Below are 22269 nucleotides of genomic sequence, written 5' to 3' on the forward strand. Positions count from 1 at the left end.
CCTGCTTCCCTTTTGATTTTCTTTCTATAATTGCAGCAAACTACCCAATACTTATCTGTTCATCTTCAAGCTCAGTCTCTTCTTCATGAAGTTTAAAACGTGCTGTCAATTCTGACTGCGTCTCGGCCATTTTTTCTAACTGCTCACCATGCATTGCAAGCTGTTTTGAACGCTCGGTATTTTGCTCAGCCAAACTATGAATCTGGCTCACGTTCTGCGTTACTTCTTGCGCGACCGATTGGTGCTCGGTTGTCGCAGACGCTATCTGATGACTGCGGTCTTCCACTTTATTTAGCAGTTCATGAACATTGTGCAACGATTCATTTACGCCATCAGCCTGAGAAATACAGTTTGCCATATAGTCAACGCACTCATTGATCTGAGATACCGCAAGATTAGAGCTCTCTTGTAGCTGATCGATTTTCTTCTTAATTTCCTGCGTCGATTGACTGGTTTTTCCGGCCAAATTTCGTACTTCGTCAGCAACAACTGAGAAACCACGTCCTTGTTCTCCAGCCCTTGCTGCTTCGATGGCAGCGTTTAATGCCAGTAAATTGGTTTGATCTGAGATCCCAGTAATCACATCAAGAATGGTTTCAATACTGCCACTCTCTTGCTCTACTTGATGAATAGTTTGCGTTGATGCCGTAAGCTTTTCAGATAACTGATTGATGATAGCAACATTGTCGCCCATGAGTGCTTGGCCAGAAGTTGAACTTGTAACCGCATCAGTCACCAGTGTTAACGTTGCATTAGCCGATTGAGCGATCTCAGCGACCGAAGATTCAATCTGTTCTAGAGCTGTGGCCACTTGGATAGTCTGCGCAGTTTGTTCATCAATGGCGACATTCAATGCCCCACTGGTACTTTGATTTTCTAGCGACGCGTGATTAAGTTGCGAGGAAGAGCTTTTTATCTGCTCAATCATCTCAGATAGATGATCGATCACCAAGTTGACCTTGGTAGCGAGTAGCCCAAACTCATTGTTTCCCTTGTATTCAACACGCGCAGACAGATCTTTTTCAGCCACACGATCTAACGCTAAATTCACCAGCTTCGCCGGTTTTCTGATCATATTAGCAATGTTAATCCCGATGAAGGTAGCTAGCACAACGGAGATGGCTGAAATTGTAAATAGGGTAATCAGTGTTTGGCGCGATTGATGTGTTGATTCAACATACATTTCATGACCAACATTCGCAGCGTAGTTTGAAAGCACATCAATCTGCTCAAGCTCAACATCAATCAGTGCTTCTAACGCAACACGTTGTTCAGTTAGCTCTTCATTTATTCGTACCGACTCTACATGTAGGCTTACTGCACCTTTGTTAGTAAAGACTTGTTGTTCAAACAGTTTTAGCGACTGGTTGAGGCGCGAATAAATCGGGCTAGAAACCGCTTTCAGATCGATTACTGCTTCGTCAAAGCGCTCTTTTCTTCCACTGAAGGCTCTTTCTACCGAACGAAGCTCATACATATCTTGCAGTGAAAAAACCTCATAAACGTCACCCACTAATAAACTCACTTGAGAAAGCACGGCTTCAATCGCAACTTGCTCATTTGGCTTAGCACCAGCTAACGCTTTCACTAAGCTGCTACTTAGTTGCCCTGAAAGCTGTTGAAAGCGGGTTTGACTGTATAAGTCTTGGTCTTTGGTGTCTAAGTAGTTAACGTTGGTTTCAAGTAACAGTGTTAATGCACTCAGCACTTGGCTACTGGTTACCTTAATTTCATCAACCGCTACTGCTACATCACTATTGTTTTTAGCCAGCTCATCAAACCAAGCAAGTCTTTGTTTATATTCATCTATATTGGTTTCAATATCGGCTCTTAACGGATCCAGCTCATCGATATACATTGCTGAAAGATAAGGGGATAGGCTTCGGTTTATGTTTAAAAACGCTATAGTCAGCTCTGCTGAGCGAACCATCATTGGTGTGGATTGCTGGGTAATCGATTCAATTCTTGAAGTAACCTGCTGATTTCCTTGGATTGAAAACCAAGCGGAACCTAGCATTATCGAGATTAAGATAAAGAAACCCAAGTAAACCCGAGACACAAGTGATGTTAACTGCATAGGAACACCTGTCATTTTAAATTTAGGAAAAAAAACGGACACTTTCGTGCCCGGGGGAATGGAGTTAATCAATGATTAATAGTGGCCCCAATGTCTGCCTTCAGGGCCTAATATTATGGACAGTAAAATTAATTACTAAAACTTTCAGCAAACTAGGTTCCGTTAAGAACCTAGCTAACTAGCAGTGGTTTACCACCATGCTTCGAACATTGCGCCGAAGCTTACTGTGTCAACATTTGTGTTCTTTGTTGTGTCTGTTTTGCCTGATGTTTCAACATCACCTACAGTCGTGTAGAAACGAAGCATTGGACGACTCCAAGGTAGGCCACCTAGCGAGATGTTTTGAGAAAGTGTTACTTTCCATGCTTGCTGCTCTGAATTATCCTCGTAATCAACCATCGCAAGACCTGCCTCTAGCCATGTAGAGTGCGTGTTATCCCAGTTGTACATTGGACGTACAATTGCAGAGTACTCTTTAGACTCGTTATCTACGTCGTCACCAGAGATGTCTTTGTATGATGCTAGGTAATCAATGTACAAGTTGTCTGATGGGTTTACGCCACCTTCAATACTGGTGTAAAGAACTTGTTTTTTGCCTGCTAAATCAAATGCTGAGTTATCCGCACCATCACCGTATTTCACAACAAGCTTGTTAGACGAACCTAGACCAAGTGTTGCACCAACAAGAACTGAAGTTTCATTGTTTGCATCATCAGAAGAGAAACCGTAGTTAGCGTAGATATCTAGATTACCGATACCTGCGTCAATGCTGTGGAGTTTAGAGGTAATTGCGTATGTTCCGTTATCATTGCCCTGCGCACCACCGATTTGACATTTGATTGCGTTACCATCGTCATCAAGACTATTTCCATCTTCATCATTACAGTAAAAATCTTCACCACCCGCAACCGCACCAACAAATGCTAAATCAAATTTCGCTCCGCCTAAGTTAAGGTTTTGGAAACCACCACCTTGACCATCGTGAGACATCCAGAAGTAATCGTTCAAACCTTGTTGTGGACGCTGATGGAAGTCACGACCAGCCCACATGTAAAGGTCTGGTTGGCTTTCAAAGATATTGCTTGCGCCAGCGTAGAATTTTTTAAGGTTAACATCACCAGAAGAACCCCAATCAGTGTGGTTCCAGTGATCAAGCATTACTGCTAGGTTCCACTTAACGCCACTTTCAGATTCAAAGATTTTACCCAGTTGGAACTCACCACCGTTTGCCTCGTTACCTAAACGACCAACAGCAGCACCCGTACTGCCAATGCCCACAGTTGCGGCATCACCAGACTGGTAAAGTGCTCCGTAACGAGCATAACCAGAGAAAATAACACCTTGTGGAACTACTACATCTGCAGGTAAAGCAGTCTGCTGCTGGTCATCAACGTAGTCTAGTTGGACAACCTTAGCTTCTAGTTCTTGGATACGTTGCTCTAGTGCAGAGACATCATCTGCTGCAAAAGAAGAGGCGGAAGCAAGTGTGGCTGCCACTGCGATACTGATTGGCAAAAGCTTGAAGTTTTTCATTTTATTTCCCTATTATTCTTTAGATTTGTTTTGGTACGGGAAAATAATAAGCAATGAAACAACTGAAAATAGCGTTATGCTTCACATCAGCAATAGCGTGAATAAGTCATGAAACAACAAATACAACGTATGAATTAATACAAGCCAATAACTTCAATAGATTAGAGCCATTTATTGTTAATGATAATTACTTGAAATCGGTTTCATTTCATGAGATTTGACGGGATCTATCACGAAAAGTGCATAGAAAAACCGGATATTTTGACAGGCTAAAATGAAAGGTTTCATAACTATGAAAGTTTTCATGAATTATGTTTGAAATTGACAGTTTAATGACAAAATAATGGAAGGAAAAATGTCTCTGCTGTTAACTATGACTACTAGGCTGCGCAATAGTTCAGGGCTTTTAATAAATTTATTAATATTTAACACACATTTACACCAACTATACCATCAACAAAAGCATCTATCGATTATATGAATATCCACGTAAGCGCATACATATTCTCTGATGAATTTTGTAAGGAGCCTTTCATCGCTCTTTTACTAAATTAGCCTCTTCTCTGCTTTTATATTGATGCGAGTTTCCAACTCCATTAATATATCTAAATGCAGACATTACTGACTTTTAATCTCTATCTTGTTTACGGGTTGGCGTTCTTTGCCATCTTCTTTTCTATTCTTTTTCAAGATTTGAGTAAAAGTCGCATCGGTATTGCTCATACCCTTCCTATTTTAGCCACATTCGGTGTACTGCACGGTCTCCACGAGTGGTCTGAACTTTACCTCATCATTTATCATCAAGAGTTCACAGACCTCACTCAGCTTCATACCTTTAAGACGGTTAAACTTTGGGTTTCCTACATTGCGTTAGGTGCGTTTGCTTGGAAAATGCTGTCACTCACTACTTGGCCACAGCAACGAGTCATCAAGATTGTGATAAGCGGTGTGCTTATCCTTTTTATCAGTAGTCTCGTTGTTCGTTTCGGTAACAAAGATTACGCTCTTTACCTGAGCAATACCGCCAATCATATCCGGTTGATTTTCGGTTTAGGAGCAGGATCACTGGCCGGTCTTGCCATTTATAGTTATGCCAATGTCTTGGAACGCGAAGGGCATGATGCATCGCTACCGTTTAAGCTGTGTGGTATCGCGTTTGTTTGCTATGGGTTTAGTACCGGTGTATTGCAATCAAGCATGGGGTTGTGGGTGATATTAGTCCGTACATTGTGTGCCTTCGCGATTTGGATAACCCTGTTAAACGCGTTAAAAGTATTTGGAAAAGAGCGCGATAAACGAATTGAACAGACATTAAGTCAATCGCTTCACGATGCGAAACTCATTGAACTCGGAGAACTCACCTCAGCAGTGGCTCATGAAGTCAAAACGCCATTAAGCAGTGCAATGATGAGTTGCGATATCTTAGAAAGGTATTTAACTGAAGATGAAGTACAGCAAAGACAGCTACGCCGAATACGCCACGGGCTGACAAGAGCCGCGGATATTAGCCAAGAGATACTCAATTACTCTCATCAGCGCCCAACTAAGCGAGATGCCATTCAAATAGACACTCTCATTGGCTCTACCCTTTCTCTAAATCAGTTTCGCTTAGAGCCGTATCAGCTCAACATAGACACAGACTCTGATCTCACGATTATCGGGGATGCAGGCTTACTAGAAGAAGTTCTAACCAATCTCATCTCAAATGCAATTGATGTTAGTGACATCGGTAATACCATCTATATTCGAGCTTACCAAGACAAGCTAAACGCGGTAATTTCAGTATCAGACAGCGGTGGTGGTATGAGTGATTCTACATTAGATAAAGCCACACAACCCTTTTTCACCACTAAAGCCAAAGGTGAAGGTACAGGAATGGGGCTCGCTATTGTTAAACAGATTATTCTACAACATAACGGGGCACTCACTTTGCACAATCATAGCCTTGGTTTAACCGCTGAAATCAAACTCCCAAGGAGCATGTAATGACATTGCGACTATTACTCGCTGAAGATGACCAAGAGCTTCAAGAAACACTAATAGAAGCGTTATCGTTAGAGTCATTTGATGTAACGGCTTTTAGTTGCGCAGAAGACGCACTGGATGCAGCAGCAGAGCAACCTTTTGACCTGGCTTTATTTGATGTGGTGATGGGCGGGATGAGCGGGATTGAAGCACTGTCTTCACTCCGACGTTCTCAACCAAACATTGGCATCATTATTACCACGGCTTTTGCAACGGTTGATGTCGCGGTTGATGCGATGAAGAAAGGTGCCGATGAATTTCTAACAAAACCCTTTAATTTGTCCGCTCTGTCAGTAACGTTAAAGCGAGTGCATGCAGAACGCTCTCCAAAAGCATCTATTGATGAACGCGATAGCGATTTAATCTTCAGTGCACTTTCCAACCCAATCCGTCGCTCTGTCGTAAAGCAGCTTAAAATTCATCGCAAGATGAAATTTATGGATTTATGCCGAGTCGTTGGAGTTGAAGATCACACTAAATTTAACTTTCATCTTCGACAGCTGGTAAATAGTGGACTGGTTGCGAAAGGTGATGGGCGCATTTACTCATTAACCAATACCGGATTACAGGTTCACTCTGGGATGCTTCAATAATACCGTGATGACGCTCAACTAATGACAACTAACCTAACAATTGGAAGGTTAGTAGATAATATTGAATCATGTTATATAATAGTAGCGTTTTATATTAACATTAATGCAACCAGTATAGAGTTTAAATTAACTAATAATGATAAATAGAGGTCCAAGTGACTCGTCACTTCCAAAAATATCATACAGTTAAAAATCTACGTCACACTTTTATTACAACTCATAATATCCCACATAAAATCTGATAAGTTTTATTATCAGATTTTGTTCTTAACTGATAATAAAACTTATGTGGAATTTTTATTATCTATTTTTCACTGCCTAAATATATATAAATACCTCTAAGTAAGACATATTATTTAATATTAAACTCTATCTGGTGGGCTAATTGATATTAATCAATCCCACCTATTCATCAAAAAAATTAAAATACCCCCTAAGAGGTAGTGTTGCTACTCGATAATAATTAATAACAAACTTAGGAATTTTAATATGAAGATAACTGGCCCTGTCGAACACTTCAGCACAGCGAGTAAGGTGATGCATCATGTATCCGCTTTTGCTTTCATTGCTGCGCTACTTATTATGCTCTGGTCACCTGATGCAACATCATTAGGTTTCGAGCTTCATCAATCGTTTGGCATGATTGTACTTGCTTTATACGTTGTGCGTATCGCATGGTTGAACTGGACAGGACATCCACCAGCACTTGGCAATCAAATGGACAAGTTTGTTGCTCGCATGGCTCACTTCACCATGTATTTCATCATTGTCGCTATGCCACTTTCTGGTCTATTCATCACCATGGCGAAAGCCAAATCCACCTCTATATTTGGTCTTTTCACTATTCCTGGTTTTGCTGAACGTAACTCTGGCCTCATTGAAATATCTTACCAAGTTCACTCTCTACTTGAGATTGCTTGCTACGTATTAATCGCAGCCCATATCTTAGGCACTCTGTCACACCACGTTGTTAAGAAAGACGGCACATTCATTCGCATGATGGGAGCAAACAAAGATGCTAAATAAACTCTTTAATAAAAAAGGCATGCTGTTGGCACTAATAGCAGGCGCATCAATGAGTGCTCACGCATACAATATGAGTGCAGAAAACATTGAACCAAACATCGAATGGAATAATGTTCCCGTTATCGAAAAAACGCTATTTTTCCCAGGACTGATTACTTACGACTGGATCAATTCCCCTGCGCACGAAGGCAGTCAGCGTGATGGTTTCGAAACCAAGAGCTGCTCTAGCTGTCACCAAGGTGAAGAGAAAGGGCTAGGCGAACAGCTTGTTAAAAATGACCGATTAGACAAAATGATTGATAAAGCAGGTTTTGTTGACGCTGAGTTCCAATTTGCTAACGACGTAGAACACATTTACGTGAAAGCAACTTGGGAGACACAATCGCCAGCGCCCGCGCGTATGCATGATACCTTCCTTTACGATGGTAAGAAGTGGACCAAAATTGGTGGTGACCGTGGTAAGAATCCATATTCACCAATCTATGAAGATCGTTTCTCTATCATGATTGATGATGGAAAAGTAGACCAGTTCACCCAACAAGGTTGCTGGATGTCATGTCACCAAGGGATGCGCGATCTCGGTCAAGCAACCGCCCGTGATGTACAAGCACTGGATGTAATTGGTGCAGGCGATCTCAACAAGAAAGACATTCGTAAGTATCTACCAGACACTCGCATTGAACGTTACGGTCTAAACTGGGATAAAGTTAAGACGCGTGAAGAAATCGACCAACTAAAAGCTGACGGTAAATTTGTTGACCTTATGCAGTGGCGTTCAACTCGTTCTGCGCCGAACAATAACGCAGATGATGGATACGTACTGGAATATCGCCTGTTTGATGAAGGTACAAACATCTTCGCATGGAACTTCGACAGCAAAACAAACTTACCTAAGTACATGTTCGATAAGTCGGTTACGGGCTTCTACGCACTTAACGAAGAAGATTTCGACGACCTAACGAAACGCATTGCTCTCATTGAAGGCGTGAACACCATGCCATACGATGCAAGCAAGATCGAAGAAGGTCAGTACCTGCAAGGGCGTATAAACCGCCTAGGTAAAGGCTCTGCGGGCGATAACAACGAGATCTTCTCTGAATGGAAAGATGGTCAATACACAGTGATATTCAAACGTAAGCTTGATACTGGTCATCCACAAGATGACAAAATCATGGAAATAGGCGGAACGTATGACTTCAACATCGCAATCCACGATGGTCAAACAACCACACGTTTTCACTATGTGACCTTCCCATTTACTGTTGGTATAGGTGAAACAGCTCAAGGTGATGTCGTAACGACAACCGTTAAATAATCATAACTGTCATTCACTAATATTAAGCCAGCCTATTTGCTCAATAGCGCTGGTTTTTTATTCCCAACTTCTTCAATACGTTGACCATGCAAGAACCAAGCAAATAACGCGTTTCAACTCACAATATTTGTATATTTGTTGCACTGAGCACAGTTTCATTACGTGACATGCATCCCTATTTGACGAAGCCTAACTCCTAGCCTTTTCTTTATGAGTCGTAAATCGACAACACCTATAAAACATACAAAACTAACAACGAGAAATGGCTATGAATAATAAATTATTGCTTGCAACAGCAACATTGGTCTTCCTGAGTGGGTGCCAATCAACCTCGTCTTCTCCAGAAGAAGAGGCCATGACATCAAACCTTTGTATAACGGGAGATGGCTCTGGAACACAATACACAATGGATGCGTTTAAAGCAGCCATAATGGAGTGCGGTGGGTATGAGATATTCACCGAAGATATGCTGATTGATAAAACGTTAAGCTTCTCATTTAATAAAGGGAAAAAGAAACGGATGATGACGCTAAATGAGGACGGTACAGCAGTCTATACGAAAGTTGATAAAGACTTCTCAGAGACCATTAACTGGTCACTCACTGATAAAGGAAACCTGCATTTGGCTTTTGACGATGGCTATCAATGGGACTGGGCATTAATGAAAGAGTCTAACAACTATCTTGCTATCAAATCTTACGGCTGGGGAGAAAAAGACACTGACCGCGACGTATTATCTATGGTAGTGACAGCATCATCCCCTTCTGAATAACTCATTTTCTACTACTTTTTAAGAAAGTCACCAGATAGTGTTCCGACACATTATCTGGTGTTTTGTTAAGCTCAAATATCACAATCAATATCTATTGATCGTCATTGATAGCACGGATCACACGACATGGGTTCCCAGCGGCAACAACATTGGCAGGAATATCCCTTGTCACTACGCTACCAGCGCCAATCACACTGTTTTCCCCAATATTGATACCTGGGCAAACAATCACGCCACCACCAAGCCACGCATTATCACCAATGGTGATCGGTACGCCAAACTCTACGCCATCGACGACTCTCTCTTTGGCATTTAAGGGATGACTTGCGGTATATAGCTGTACATTTGGCGCTAGCATGACATTGTCACCAATCGTAATCTCGGCAACATCGAGCATCACGCAATTAAAGTTGGCGTAAAAATTCTTACCTAATTTAATGTTCGAACCGTAATCACAACGAAAAGGTGGCTCTAGATACGCATCAGGCGCATTTGGGATCAGCTCATCTGAAGCTGCTCGCCACTCGCTGGTATTAGGAATACTGTTGTTCAATTCTCGAAGAATTTTTCGACACTCTATTCGTGATTGGAATAGCTCTTCATCCCATGCTTGGTAAGGCTCACCAGCGAGCATTTTTTGCTTCTCAGACATACTTTTCCGTTCTTCAGACATAATAGTAAATTCCATCAAACTTCAATTATTCACCCTGTTATAAAGGGTATCCTCCCTTGGAGAAAGTAGAATAATCCTTAAAGAAAAAACCTGTCTAATCGCTCACATCTAAACAGGCTTGATGAAACCTTGTGAAACAACTTATTCACGAAATAAACATGCTAACGACAAAAGCGTATATAAACTAAAAAGCCACGACTTCGCATCCTTTGAAGCGTCATCGTGGCTCTATTCGTACGGCTAAGTTTAGATGAGTTCGTTACCGCTCTTTTTATTGCTAAAGAAAGCATCGACACTGGTGAGCGTGGTATGTGCGATGTTGTACAGAGCATCTTTGGTTAAGAACGCTTGGTGTCCTGTAAACAATACGTTGTGACACGCAGACAAGCGGCGGAACACATCATCCACGATTACATCGTTTGATTTGTCTTGAAAGAACAGCTCTTTTTCGTTGTCGTAAACATCTAATCCAAGCGCGCCAATTTTACTTTGTTTTAAGGCTTCGATGGCCGCAGTTGAATCAAGCAACTCGCCACGACTGGTGTTAACGATCATTACGCCATCTTTCATTTTATTGAACGCTTTCTCATCCAATAAATGGTAGTTCTCTTCACTCATCGGGCAATGCAAAGAGATCACATCTGACTCTTGATAAAGCTCATCAAGCTCAACATATCGAGCACCCAGCTCTTCAGCCAATGGGTTAGGGTATAGGTCATAACAGAGTATGTTCATACCTAGCCCTTTCAAGATACGCATTGTCGCTAACCCGATTTTTCCTGAACCAATAACCCCTACCGTTTTTCCGTGGAAGTTAAAACCGACCAAGCCCTCAAGAGAAAAGTTAGCATCACGAGTTCGTTGATACGCTTTGTGAAGTTTACGGTTTAAACACATCATCATACCCACGGTATGCTCAGCTACCGACTCTGGCGAATAAGCCGGAACTCGCACCACTTGCAAGCCAAATTCATTGGCAGCTTCAAGGTCCACTTTATCAAACCCAGCGCAGCGCATAGCAATCAGCTTAGTGCTACCTTGTGCCAAAATTTTAAGGACATCTCGTGACAAATCATCATTGACAAAAGCACACACAACTTCACAGTCGTGTGCCATTTTTGCGGTGGTGGTTGTAAGTCTGAAATCATGGAAATGAAACTCTGCCTTGAGCTCACCTTTCGCAAGATGGAATGATTTCTCGTCGTATGATTTTGAGCTAAAAAAAGCAATGTTGATCATGGCTTCCTCTCTTACCTAAAATATGAACATCAAGTGTTCAAACGAACAATGCCTTCAGTATGTCGCGTTTTATTGTTTTGTCTATCATCATTAGTCATTGTATTTATTATGGTTATTTATCATCTACTGTTTTAGTTAGGTCACCCAACAAGACTTTTTATCTGTCCTTGCGTGTGTTAAACGTTTTCTTCGTCTCTTTTTCTGACCAAAAGTTAATGTTGAATTGTGCGTCGTCACTTAACTCGACGCGATGCCAATATTGAGGTGGACTTGTAGCGAACTGCCCCGCTGTTATTTCGATAACACTTTCAGGCTGAGTGGCGTCGGCATCTGCAAAGCCATAGAAGGTTACCGTGCCTTCCATGACGCATATTTGGCCAAACACACCCTCTGCGGTGTTGTGATGATTAAGCAACGCAGTTGGTATGTTCTCTTTGGTGAAAAACGGCGTTGAACGTTGAATTTTCCAGTGTGACGGAATTCTTAAATGACTCATAGATAACCTCTCTAGCTTGTTCTGTATGATCGGTAAAAAACGCATTGAATTACCAGTAGTTCTCACTGCTGTAATGGCCGGGCTTTCTGCGTAAATGCTTCTCTAGCCCCAGTGTGTTTAATGCTTCGCTTGTATCACGAACCATCTGCGGATTACCGCAAAGGTAGATGAAACTATCGGTTTTATTGATAGTGCTAGACGCGGCTCGCTCAAGGCCGCCTCCAAGTAGCAAGCTTGGGATTCGTCCGCGCAAAGCTCCGGTGACTGATTCTCTAGAAATAATTGGCACATAAATGAGTTTCCCTTGGTAATGTTGAACAAGTTGAGCAATACGGTCTTGATAGGTGAGATCTTGCTTGGTTCTTACCGCATGTACCAAAACCAAACGGTTGAATGTTCGATAGGCGGTTGAGTTTTCACTCTTTTCTTGCTGTATCTGCAAACTTTCAAGAATAGAGATAAACGGCCCGACAGCTGTCCCAGTAGAGAGCATCCATAGATCTTTCACGGTAGAGGGAATCTCTTCTAGCGTCATGAATCCGCTTGGATCTTTCCCGACAAATATTTCATCCCCTTCATTGAGTTGATGTAACTTCGGGGAGAGTTGTCCGTTTTGATCCTTAATAATCAAGAACTCAAGGTGATGCAGCCCGAGGCTGTGCTCTGGCGCATTCACCATCGAATAGGCGCGCCTAACAAATTCACCGTCACTGTTTAGTAAACCCAATTTGGTAAACTGACCCGCTGTATAAGGTGACACAGGCGCGCTTACTTGGAGTGAAAACAGTTGATCGGTCCATTGCGTCTTGTGCACGACTTTACCTGTGACTAAACCATGGGGAATATCTGTCATATCATCACCTTTGCTTACTTACGTTGCTTAGGAAAGTTATCTAATTAAGCATACTCAACTATCTGCTTTTTGGAGCTGCATTTACCATGCCATTAATGAGAATGCTTATCAATACTACCGCTCATACAAATAAGTATTTATTTCGTGTCAAAATGACCAAGCCAAATAAAGTCCATATGACAATAAAGAATCCAAATAACACAAACAATTAGGAAGATGGAGCGTGTTGAAACCAAGATTCCTGATTATTTGCATGGGAAGCGCACAGATCACCACAAACAACCAACAAGACTTGAAGTTTCGTAACATATGCCTCATATCTGAGTTGATGAATCTCTCAATTAGAGAGAAGAGCGAAAAGGAAAACTAATGTCAGAAATGATGGATCAAGCTCAGGTAAGTATCTGGAAGCAAATGTGGCGCGGCACACTCGCTATGATGCCGTTAAGTATTGCCGTTATTCCATGGGGATTACTGGCAGGTTCTTACGCGGTCGAGTCGGGTCTATTGGTTCTTGAAGCTCAAGCCCTCTCTGCTATTTTGTTTGCAGGTGCAGCGCAGCTCGTTGCTATCGGCATGTTTAAATCAGGGGCTAGCTTAGTCACTATGCTCGTCACTACCTTTTTCATCACCTCTCGTCACTTGTTATATAGCGTTGCAATGCGAGACACCATTAGTCCACTGCCACTACGCTGGCGATTAGGTCTTGGGTTCTTACTCACTGATGAGCTTTTTGCCCTTATTGGACACAAACCAAAAGAGTTTAACCGTTTCTATGCGCTTGGGGCAGGCTTAAGCTTTTACCTTATATGGAACATTGCTTCGTTCGTTGGCATTATCGGTGGTAGCTACATACCCAACCTTGATTCACTCGGATTAGATTTTGCGATAGTCGCCACCTTCATTGCTCTTGTGGTCCCTAATATAAAATCTAAGCCTATTTTTCTTTCCGTCATCGTAGCTTTGATTAGCTCAATCCTGCTGCATAAGTGGCAAGTCAACGGCGCACTGGTCATCGCTAGTTTGATGGCAATGTCAGTGGGTTACTTGGCCGAACGATTCTCCCCCCCACCTAAGGAAGTAAATAAAGTATCTGACGAGAAACAAGGAGAGCAACTATGATCTTACTGTCAATTTTGGCTATGACTGTGGTTGTATTTCTAAGCCGCTACCTCTTTTTAGAACCCACCCTTCCACTTAAATTAAGCTATGAGGTGAAGCGCTTTCTCAAGTTCTCCAGCCCTGCGATTCTAACTGCCATTCTTGCGCCTATTATGGCTTTGGATGCAGAAACACACGAGTTGCTGCCTTTGGTAAACCCTTATTTAATCAGTGCCATTCTAGCGGTCATCTTGGCATGGAAAACAGGCAATGTATTACTCACAACAGTCATTAGCATGATGCTGTTTTTCACGTTACATAATTGGCTGTTGTAGCTGTATTGATAGCAGTATCTTCCTAGAACGATCTCAATAGCCTACGCACCAAGAGACTATTGAGATTGAGTTGATTCCAACCTAAGCAATTGTCACTAATTCCAATCATATCTTTTCTAATTTCCAGACAAATGATAGTGTCGGATACAAACATCTACTGAACAAATTGCATAGCGATTTTAGTACAGAACAGGAAATATAGAGTGAAGATTGACGACTTGAAACTGTTTATCAAAGTGATTGAACTAGGCAGTTTTACCGCAGCAGCCAATGCGCTCGATATCCCGAGAGCAAACGTAAGCCGACGCATTGGCGACCTTGAAAAGCAGCTAGGCACCACTCTATTTCATCGAACCACACGCAGCCTGTCATTGACCAACCAAGGCAAAGCTTACAAGGATGAACTGGTTAAAGCGCTTGATATGCTTGACGCGGCTCATCATAACGTCGCGACACAGTCGGATGTTGTTCGAGGCGTAATAAAAATTGGAGTATTACCTGAAACTTACGATCTACTACAGCCGCTGCTTTTTACCTTTTTAGATAAATACCCTGAAGTCGAGTTGGATATTCGTAATATCAGTAACGCCTTTGATGATATGTTTCCTCAAGGGCTAGATATTGCCTTTCATGGCGGGCCACTGAAAGACTCTGATATTGTCGCCAGGAAATTAATCAAGCTTGACCGTATATTAGTCGCTTCTCCTACCTACTTAGATAGAGCCGGTGAAATAAACGAACTAAGCACACTTCACCAACGAAGCTGCATCTGTTTCCGCTGGCCAAATGGGGATGTCGACAATATTTGGCACTTTAACGGCGACAACATCACCGTATCACCTAAGATCATTAGCGACAGCGTTGGATTTATTAAAAGCGCTGTTCTGCGTCATCGTGGTATTGGTTTCTTACCCAAAATTTTCATAGAGCAAGATATAGAAAGTGGACAGCTCGTTGCGTTGCTACCCAACCTTACCCCTATCGAAGAGCATGGTTGGCTACTTCATACGCAAGCAAAAACACTCACTCAAACTTGTCGATTAATGATTAACCACCTTGTGACAGAGATTCCAAAGGTCTTTTAATTGTCTCATTTATTGAGACAGTCATTCTATCAAACGCTCGATTATCTTCTTGGGCATCAACGATAAAATAGCGCCAACATTAGGAGCTTTTTATCATGAATTATTCAAAAAACATTCTATGTGGGGCCATACTACTTAGTCTCACCGCCTGTAATCAAACAGGCCCTACTTCGGTACAAGTTATCGAGCCTCAAGCCCGCCCGCTGCAAGTGGTGAAACTGACCGACTCGGCCTCTCTTTCAGCCAAACGCTTTAATGGTGTTGTCCATTCACAAGAGCAAGCTAATTTATCATTTCGTGTCCCCGGAACCGTTGAAAATGTTTTAGTCAATCGAGGTGACCGCGTTAAGAAAGGTCAAGTCATCGCAAAACTTGATCCGCACGATTATCAATTGGTTGTCGCAGAGCTTGAATCCAAAATGCTTGAAGCTCAATCTGCGCACAAGCTAGCCATAGCGGAAAAAACACGCATAGAACAAGCCATTGCCGATGATGCTATCGCAAGCGTCACTCTTGACCGAGCAATAAGTGGATACGAGCGCAGCTTATCAGCAGTAAAGGTCGTGAATAAGAACATTAGACGAGCAAAAGATGCCCTTGGATACACGATTCTTACTGCCCCTTTCGATGGCGTCATTGGTGATATTTCTGTGGAACAGTTTGAACAAGTACTGCCCGGCATCGCCTCATTCACTCTGCATCAAACGGACCACGTTGAGGTTAATATTGACGTACCCGAAAATCTAATTCAACACTTCGCCATTGGCCAAGATGCTCAAGTTTCGTGGTATCAATCTGATCAAAAGATTAATGCCACCGTATCTGAACTCACGACCCTACCTGACCGTATTAAGCAGACCTATACGGTGACTTTCGCCATTGATGCTGCTGCCAATAATTCAAGTGATGCTCAGTTATTTCCCGGAAAGTCAGTTACCGTTACCACTCATTTAGATGATAGCAAGGGCTCTTTTTGCTTGCCTTACTCTGCGTTAGTCGGTCAAAAACAAGCACTGCATGTCAATGTCGTTCGCGAAAATGAAATTGAATCCGTTCCTGTCAATGTTGAGACTATTGATGCCCACCATACCTGTGTTTCGGGCAAACTCTATAACGGTGAACTTGCTGTGATCAGCGGCTCAGCTTACTTGCAAGATGGTGAAGCGGTTTTTCACGTCATTGAGCGAACGTTATAAGGAATGAGCATGATGAACCTAGCTGAATTCGCGATCCGCCAACGTACTTTTGTACTGTTTTTCTCTGTACTGTGTGTGATCGCCGGTCTCTACTCCTATTTTGATCTTGGAAAGCTTGAAGACCCAAGTTTCACAGTCAAAACGGCCGTCGTGGTCACCCTATACCCCGGAGCGTCTGCTGAAGAAGTCGAACATCAAGTTACAGATACCATTGAAACGAAGCTGCAAGAGATGGGTGAGCTTAATCGCCTGCGGTCCCTCTCTCGCCCTGGTGTTTCAATGGTTTTTGTTGATCTCAAAGAGAGCTTGAGTTCCAAAGAGCTACCTCAACAGTGGGATTTACTGCGCCGTAAAGTCAACGATGTGAAACTCACTCTACCTTCAACCGCGCAGATTAGTATTGTTCAAGATGAGTTTTCAGAAGTCTATGGCATGCTGTTCTCTATCCATAGTCAAGATGCAACTCCTGAAGAGCTTCGACGCTACTCCGAAGAGCTGCAACGCCGCATCAAAGCCGTCGATGGAATTAAAAAGATTGAGCTTCATGGTGTTCAACCAAGAGCCGTTTATATTGATATGGCCGACGAACGTCTTGCGCAGTATGGTCTCTCCGTTGCTCAAGTTTGGAATCAACTGAATACCCAAAACTTGACCTTTGAAACCGGCAGTTTCAATGCAGGTCAAGAACGCATTCGAATTCACAATAGCAGTGCGCTGCAATCGCTCGAAGACATCCAGAACCTAATCCTAAAAGGGGGAGTGAGTGAACTGGGTTCAGGGCTGATCCGCTTGGGTGACGTTGCTGATGTGACGATGGGATACCAAACCCCTGCGCTTACTGAGAATCGCTTTAACGGTGAGCCTGCGGTGACACTTGCTGTCAGCCCGGTCAACGGCATCAATGTTGTATCACTTGGTGACACTATTCGCAGTGTAATAGACGACTATCAGGCACAACTGCCACTCGGTGTGGATATTTCAACGGTAGCTTACCAACCCGAAGAAGTACAAAAAGCGATTGATGATTTTGTCATGAACCTGCTTGAAAGTGTCTCGATTGTCTTTATTGTTTTGCTGATCTTTATGGGGCTCAAAAGCGCATCCATTGTTGGGGGTAGCTTACTACTCACCATTTTGATCACACTGATCTACATGAACATCAACCAAATTGACCTTCACCGAGTATCGCTTGGCACGTTTATTCTCGCACTGGGTATGTTGGTTGATAACGCGATTGTCATCACCGATATGATGCAAGCTAAGCTCAATCGTGGCATGGAACGAACACAGGCTGCCATCGAGTCGGTAAAAGAGACCGTAGTGCCGCTACTTGGCGCAACAGTCATTGCTATTATGGGTGCAAGCCCGGTACTATTTTCTCAAACTGATGCGGCAGAATTTGCTCAATCCGTCTTTTATATCATCGCTGCATCCCTACTGCTGTCTTGGTTTGTTGCCATGACCTTCACAGCATTGCTATGTTGGCTATTTCTAAAGCCCATCAAACAAAAAGAGCAGAGCAAACCAAGTGTTTATCGCCGCTTTATTAACTGGAGTGTCGATAACCCAATTAAATCTCTATCTGCGTTAACGCCATTGGTATTAGCAACGTTTCTAGCTATCCCTCATGTTGCAGTAAACTTTATTCCACAGTCAGACCGCCCAATTATCTTCTTAGATTACTGGCTACCAACCGGAGCGAGCATTGAACAAACTTCTGAAGATATGGCTAAAATCGAAACATGGCTACTAGAGCAGCCAGAAGTAGACAGCCTTTCAACAGCGGTTGGTGCCAGCGTACCTCGCTTCTCAGTTACGGTTGAACCAGAGCCGATTGATGCTTCATATGGTCAGATCTTAGTCAACGCTAAGAACTTTGAGTCAATTGAAGGGTTGGTTAAACGCGGGGATATCTGGATCGCAGAGAGCTTTCCTAATGCTGAGCCTCGCTTCCGCAGTTTGAAGCTAGCCACATCTGACAAATACTCAGTTGAAACCCGTTTTTCAGGGCCAGATGAAGATGTTCTGTATACACTAGCTAACCAAGCGAAAGCTATTTTCTCTCAAAACCCTGATACAAAATATGTTCGAGACGATTGGCGTCAAGAAAGCAAAGTGCTCGTACCCATCATCAATCAAGAGAAGGCTCGAAAAGCGGGCATTAATCGTGCTGATATCTCATTTGCGATGAAGCGTGCGTCCGACGGAATGCCACTGGGTTTAATGAACCTCAATGATGAGTTGATCCCAATTCAATTGCGCGGGTCAAACCAAGACATGGCGTCGTTAGAAACATTACCGGTCAAATCTTTAGTTGGTCTACATACTGTGCCTTTAGGTCAGGTCATTGATGGCTTTGAACTTAAAACTGAGCAAGGGATGATCTGGCGTCGCGACCGGGTTAAAACCATTACTGCTCAAGCAGGGATTGCTAGCCATACTACCCCTGCAATTGTTCGTAACTCGGTGATCGCTGAGATAGAAGCTATTAAACTACCACCCGGATACAGCATGGAGTGGGGAGGCGAATATTACGACGAGCATAAAGCCGTCACCGATATTTTGTTGCAACTACCAAAAGCCATTTTGATCATGGTGATCATTCTAGTCGCGATGTTTAACGGCTTTGTCCAACCTGCCATTATCTTGTTTACCGTACCACTTGCAGCAACAGGAGCCACATTTGCACTGATTGGCTTTGATAAACCATTTGGCTTTATGGCGCTGATTGGCGCGGTCACCCTAACCGGGATGATCATAAAAAATGGCATCGTCTTGATGGACCAAATTGAGCTTGAGCGAAAAAATGGCCGAGCACTAGCAGATGCGGTCAAAGAAGCCACCGTTAACCGAACCATGGCTATTTCAATGGGTGCTCTCACCACAGCTCTAGGCATGATTCCCCTGATTAGCGACCGATTGTTTGACCAAATGGCCGCAACGATTATCGGTGGATTGGCAGCGGCAACAGTACTTTCTTTGGTCGTGATGCCGGCGCTATATCGCCTCTGTCATAAAGATGTGCCCGTCACTTCTGAGCCTGATAATGACAATACGCAAAGCTCAGTAATGGCCAACCCTGAACTTAACGTTAATAACGCATAGGAGAAGACTAATATGACTTCACTTACTCATAAATTAACCCCTATCGTTATTGCGATGTTGATGACAGGCTGCGCCGTTGGTCCTGACTATCAACCACCAGAGGTCGATTTAGCAACCACCTACATTCATGCCGATAATCAGCAGTATTCCAGTGGCGAGCAGCATGCCGATAGCGATTACTGGTGGCATCAATTTAACGATGAAACCCTCAACAAAATGATTGGAGATGTTCAGCAGCAAAACATCCCACTAACAGTGGCGGCTGAGCGAATTTCAATGGCGAACTCTTATCAATCTATTGTTGAATCTTTTAAGGTTCCTACGGTTAATATTGGCGCGGGCTACTTTAATTATCAGCTCTCTAAGAACGATTCGATGCTTGGCCCTGCGCTAAATCCAATTGGTGATAGCGTTGGCGGTTTGCCACCACAGCTTGGGGCAATGACACTAAGCGACAATCAGCACGATGGCGGATTTATTGGGGCAAGCATTGCATGGGAGGCCGACATTTTCGGCCGCTTAGATAGACAAGCGAATGCAGCGAAAATACGAGTAGAACAAGCTGAGATTTTCCAAAGTGGACTCACAACGCTCATCACTTCGGATTTAATCCATAACTACCTACAATACAGAGGTGCCCAAGAACGTACAGAGTTAGCTCAGGCTAATATTGAAGATCAACGAAAGACACTTGATTTAGTGCAAAAGGTGGTCAATAGCGGATATGGTTCTGAGCTAGATTTGGCCCAAGCTCAAGCTTTATTGGCTGCGACTGAATCGATGATCCCTCAGCTTGAAAGCGCGCAACAGGTTCACAAACATCGTTTGGCAATTCTTTTAAGCGAGCCGCTTTCTCAGGTCGACGTTCGCTTAGCTACACATCAATCACTTCCACAAATGAATGATGTGATCCCAACTGGATTGCCGTCTGATCTGCTCACTCGTCGCCCTGATATTCGTGTCGCAGAGAGAGAGATGGCTGCGATTAATGAGGAAGTTGGCGCTGCTATTGCCAATCGCTATCCGAAGTTTTTCTTAACAGGAGCACCCGGTGTAACAGCAAGCAGCTTTGATGACCTATTTAGTAGCGACTCAATTGGTTGGGCTGGCGCAGCTGGAGTGAGTTGGAATATCTTTGATGGGGGGCGTGGTGAAGCGATGGTAGAGCTCAATGAGTCTCGCTTTAAGATTGCCGCCATGAGATATCAACATGCGGTTGATTCGGCGTTTGCAGAGGTAGATTCTGCCTTATTTAATTATGGCCGAGCTCAAGAGAATCACGACCGTATTGCTCGTGCAAATAACGCTTCTGACGTTGCGGTCAGCAAAGCCAAATCACTCTATCGAGCAGGTCTCGTCGATCACCTGTCTGTGCTTGATGCACAAAGACAACAAAAGATGATGCAAGATAGAAAAATCGCAGCAAGCCTTCAAACAGCCCAAGCTACCGTGTTGGTGTATAAGGCGCTAGGGGGCGATTGGCAGATATAACCAGACTCTTTTTTATAAACTGTCCCTGTATAACGTCAGCCTAGATAAATTCGAGCCGATTTTTCCCGACAACAACATAGGTCACCTCTAGCGATTCAAAGTCAGAGTGTGACCTATCTTCTCACAACACTATTTAATTCACGATCGCAATTGGGGTATGATGCAGGCTCTCAACCTGTATGGAACACACTGCGATTCATGAACAAGGCTTCTCGACCTATTTGGTTATCTTTTTTGCTGCTCACTCTGATGATGATTACAACATTCGTAATCAGTGCTCAGGTCACCCGAGTCGCGCCTATAAAGATAACTCCAATTGGCATGAATCAAAGTAACGAATCAGATCCTTCACTGGTTGGCCAATCACTAGCAAACGCGAGCCGCCTTCCTTCGGATTCAAGTAACTTTATCGTTGATTCGATAAATTCAGATTGCCCAGATCAAGAACACCCCGTTCAGAATTCTCACAACGCGCAAAGCAAACACGGTTGTGGGTCATCATGCCTTTTTAAAATACCAACGAGTCAATCTGGCGTTATTTTGGCAGTTCAGTCACATTCACTTGCTCTTATAGTGCCCGATCAAAACCCGACCACGCAAGCTCGGATCGATACACTCTATCGCCCCCCTATTCATTCATATCCAGCTTAAATTACGCGCTCTTTAAAGGGTGCCAAGTCAATATCGATTAAACGCACAAGTGACTTGTTGCGTCTGTTTATCTACATTTGGAAATGAATCATGATCAAAAAATTAATTACGCTTGTTACTACACTGGCTATCGCCTTAACCGTTAATGCCGCTGATTTTGAAGAAGGAAAACACTTCAAAATATTGGATGTAGAAAAAGCCAAGAAGCCCGTCGTTACTGAGTTTTTCTCATTCTACTGCCCACACTGTTACAAGTTTGAAGGCGTGGTTGAGCATCTAAAAACGTCGCTACCAGAAGATGCTAAATTTGAAAAAGTTCACGTAGCATTTATGGGCAATAACATGGCAGTTCCAATGGCAAAATCGTACGCAACGATGGTCGCGTTAGATGTGGAAAAAGAGATGGTTCCAGCGATGTTTAAGCAGATCCACCAGCTAAGCCAAGCACCAAAAGATGAAGCTGCACTTCGCCAACTATTCGTTGATTACGGTGTGGATGGCAAGAAGTTTGACTCTGCTTACAACGGCTTTGTCGTTGATTCTATGCAACGTAAATTCGACAAGCAATTTGAAGCGAGCACGCTAACGGGTGTACCTGGCGTTTTGGTCAACAACAAATACATTGTAAAGCCAGACAACATCAAAAGCTTTGATGAGTACAACGCGCTTGTGAACTACCTTCTTACGCTGTAATCGCACCATT

Annotated in this window: 20 protein-coding genes; 14 read left to right on the forward strand and 6 right to left on the reverse strand. The window is 43.1% G+C overall.

What is annotated here, in order from left to right:
• Positions 1 to 40: 40 nt before the first annotated feature.
• Together L4C54_RS15740 and L4C54_RS15745 are read right to left on the reverse strand one after the other, a co-directional pair.
• The gene (locus L4C54_RS15740; protein WP_428808908.1) at positions 41 to 2077 is read right to left on the reverse strand and encodes a methyl-accepting chemotaxis protein; all 2037 of its coding nucleotides are present in this window, start codon (positions 2075 to 2077) and stop codon (positions 41 to 43) included.
• A 189-nt stretch (positions 2078 to 2266) separates the two neighbouring features.
• Positions 2267 to 3610: a carbohydrate porin gene (locus L4C54_RS15745; RefSeq protein ID WP_428802969.1), complete on the reverse strand. Its 1344-nt coding sequence runs from the start codon at positions 3608 to 3610 to the stop codon at positions 2267 to 2269.
• Between the two features lie 609 nt (positions 3611 to 4219).
• On the opposite strand from L4C54_RS15745, the gene L4C54_RS15750 reads away from it, so the two are divergent.
• From L4C54_RS15750 to L4C54_RS15770, 5 genes are all read left to right on the forward strand, one after another.
• Positions 4220 to 5596: a sensor histidine kinase gene (locus tag L4C54_RS15750; protein ID WP_428802970.1), complete on the forward strand. Its 1377-nt coding sequence runs from the start codon at positions 4220 to 4222 to the stop codon at positions 5594 to 5596.
• Positions 5596 to 6228, forward strand: a complete 633-nt coding sequence (locus L4C54_RS15755) for a response regulator (protein WP_428802971.1) — start codon at positions 5596 to 5598, stop codon at positions 6226 to 6228. Before L4C54_RS15750 ends, L4C54_RS15755 begins: the two co-directional genes overlap by 1 nt.
• Before the next feature lie 489 nt (positions 6229 to 6717).
• Positions 6718 to 7254 (forward strand): cytochrome b, encoded by a 537-nt coding sequence (locus L4C54_RS15760; protein WP_428802972.1) that lies wholly within the window; start codon positions 6718 to 6720, stop codon positions 7252 to 7254.
• The gene (locus L4C54_RS15765) at positions 7244 to 8569 is read left to right on the forward strand and encodes an ethylbenzene dehydrogenase-related protein (RefSeq protein ID WP_428802973.1); all 1326 of its coding nucleotides are present in this window, start codon (positions 7244 to 7246) and stop codon (positions 8567 to 8569) included. The genes L4C54_RS15760 and L4C54_RS15765 overlap by 11 nt, the downstream gene beginning before the upstream one ends.
• A gap of 268 nt (positions 8570 to 8837) precedes the next feature.
• A complete protein-coding gene (locus L4C54_RS15770; protein ID WP_428802974.1) occupies positions 8838 to 9341 on the forward strand; it encodes a hypothetical protein in 504 nt (167 codons plus the stop codon).
• Between the two features lie 91 nt (positions 9342 to 9432).
• On the opposite strand, the gene L4C54_RS15775 is transcribed toward L4C54_RS15770, so the two are convergent.
• The 4 genes from L4C54_RS15775 to L4C54_RS15790 all read right to left on the reverse strand — a co-directional run bounded on the left by L4C54_RS15775 (position 9433) and on the right by L4C54_RS15790 (position 12602).
• The gene (locus L4C54_RS15775; protein WP_428808909.1) at positions 9433 to 10014 is read right to left on the reverse strand and encodes a sugar O-acetyltransferase; all 582 of its coding nucleotides are present in this window, start codon (positions 10012 to 10014) and stop codon (positions 9433 to 9435) included.
• A 246-nt stretch (positions 10015 to 10260) separates the two neighbouring features.
• Entirely contained in the window at positions 10261 to 11253 is a 993-nt protein-coding gene (locus tag L4C54_RS15780; protein ID WP_428808910.1) for a 2-hydroxyacid dehydrogenase, read from the reverse strand.
• A gap of 157 nt (positions 11254 to 11410) precedes the next feature.
• Positions 11411 to 11749, reverse strand: coding sequence for a TehB family protein (locus tag L4C54_RS15785; protein ID WP_428808911.1), 339 nt, complete (start codon positions 11747 to 11749; stop codon positions 11411 to 11413).
• Positions 11750 to 11798: 49 nt separating this feature from the next.
• Positions 11799 to 12602, reverse strand: coding sequence for a ferredoxin--NADP reductase (locus L4C54_RS15790; protein WP_428808912.1), 804 nt, complete (start codon positions 12600 to 12602; stop codon positions 11799 to 11801).
• 369 nt (positions 12603 to 12971) lie between these two features.
• Between L4C54_RS15790 and L4C54_RS15795 the strand changes: the two genes are divergently transcribed.
• The 9 genes from L4C54_RS15795 to L4C54_RS15835 all read left to right on the forward strand — a co-directional run bounded on the left by L4C54_RS15795 (position 12972) and on the right by L4C54_RS15835 (position 22259).
• Positions 12972 to 13724, forward strand: coding sequence for an AzlC family ABC transporter permease (locus L4C54_RS15795; protein WP_428808913.1), 753 nt, complete (start codon positions 12972 to 12974; stop codon positions 13722 to 13724).
• Entirely contained in the window at positions 13721 to 14038 is a 318-nt protein-coding gene (locus tag L4C54_RS15800) for an AzlD domain-containing protein (RefSeq protein WP_428808914.1), read from the forward strand. The genes L4C54_RS15795 and L4C54_RS15800 overlap by 4 nt, the downstream gene beginning before the upstream one ends.
• Positions 14039 to 14241: 203 nt before the next feature.
• Positions 14242 to 15123: a LysR family transcriptional regulator gene (locus L4C54_RS15805; protein WP_428802981.1), complete on the forward strand. Its 882-nt coding sequence runs from the start codon at positions 14242 to 14244 to the stop codon at positions 15121 to 15123.
• A 95-nt stretch (positions 15124 to 15218) separates the two neighbouring features.
• On the forward strand, positions 15219 to 16319 hold the full coding sequence (locus L4C54_RS15810; protein WP_428808915.1) for an efflux RND transporter periplasmic adaptor subunit: 1101 nt from the start codon (positions 15219 to 15221) through the stop codon (positions 16317 to 16319).
• 9 nt (positions 16320 to 16328) lie between these two features.
• Positions 16329 to 19424, forward strand: coding sequence for an efflux RND transporter permease subunit (locus tag L4C54_RS15815; RefSeq protein ID WP_428808916.1), 3096 nt, complete (start codon positions 16329 to 16331; stop codon positions 19422 to 19424).
• 12 nt (positions 19425 to 19436) lie between these two features.
• Positions 19437 to 20915: an efflux transporter outer membrane subunit gene (locus tag L4C54_RS15820; protein WP_428808917.1), complete on the forward strand. Its 1479-nt coding sequence runs from the start codon at positions 19437 to 19439 to the stop codon at positions 20913 to 20915.
• 179 nt (positions 20916 to 21094) lie between these two features.
• On the forward strand, positions 21095 to 21250 hold the full coding sequence (locus L4C54_RS15825; protein ID WP_428808918.1) for a hypothetical protein: 156 nt from the start codon (positions 21095 to 21097) through the stop codon (positions 21248 to 21250).
• Positions 21237 to 21566 carry a hypothetical protein gene (locus tag L4C54_RS15830; protein ID WP_428808919.1) on the forward strand — a complete coding sequence of 110 codons (330 nt, stop codon included), beginning with the start codon at positions 21237 to 21239 and terminating at the stop codon, positions 21564 to 21566. Before L4C54_RS15825 ends, L4C54_RS15830 begins: the two co-directional genes overlap by 14 nt.
• Before the next feature lie 93 nt (positions 21567 to 21659).
• On the forward strand, positions 21660 to 22259 hold the full coding sequence (locus L4C54_RS15835) for a thiol:disulfide interchange protein DsbA/DsbL (RefSeq protein WP_428809062.1): 600 nt from the start codon (positions 21660 to 21662) through the stop codon (positions 22257 to 22259).
• Positions 22260 to 22269: the final 10 nt, after the last annotated feature.

Source organism: Vibrio lamellibrachiae (assembly GCF_050337265.1).
GTDB classification, from domain to species: Bacteria; Pseudomonadota; Gammaproteobacteria; order Enterobacterales; family Vibrionaceae; genus Vibrio; species Vibrio kyushuensis.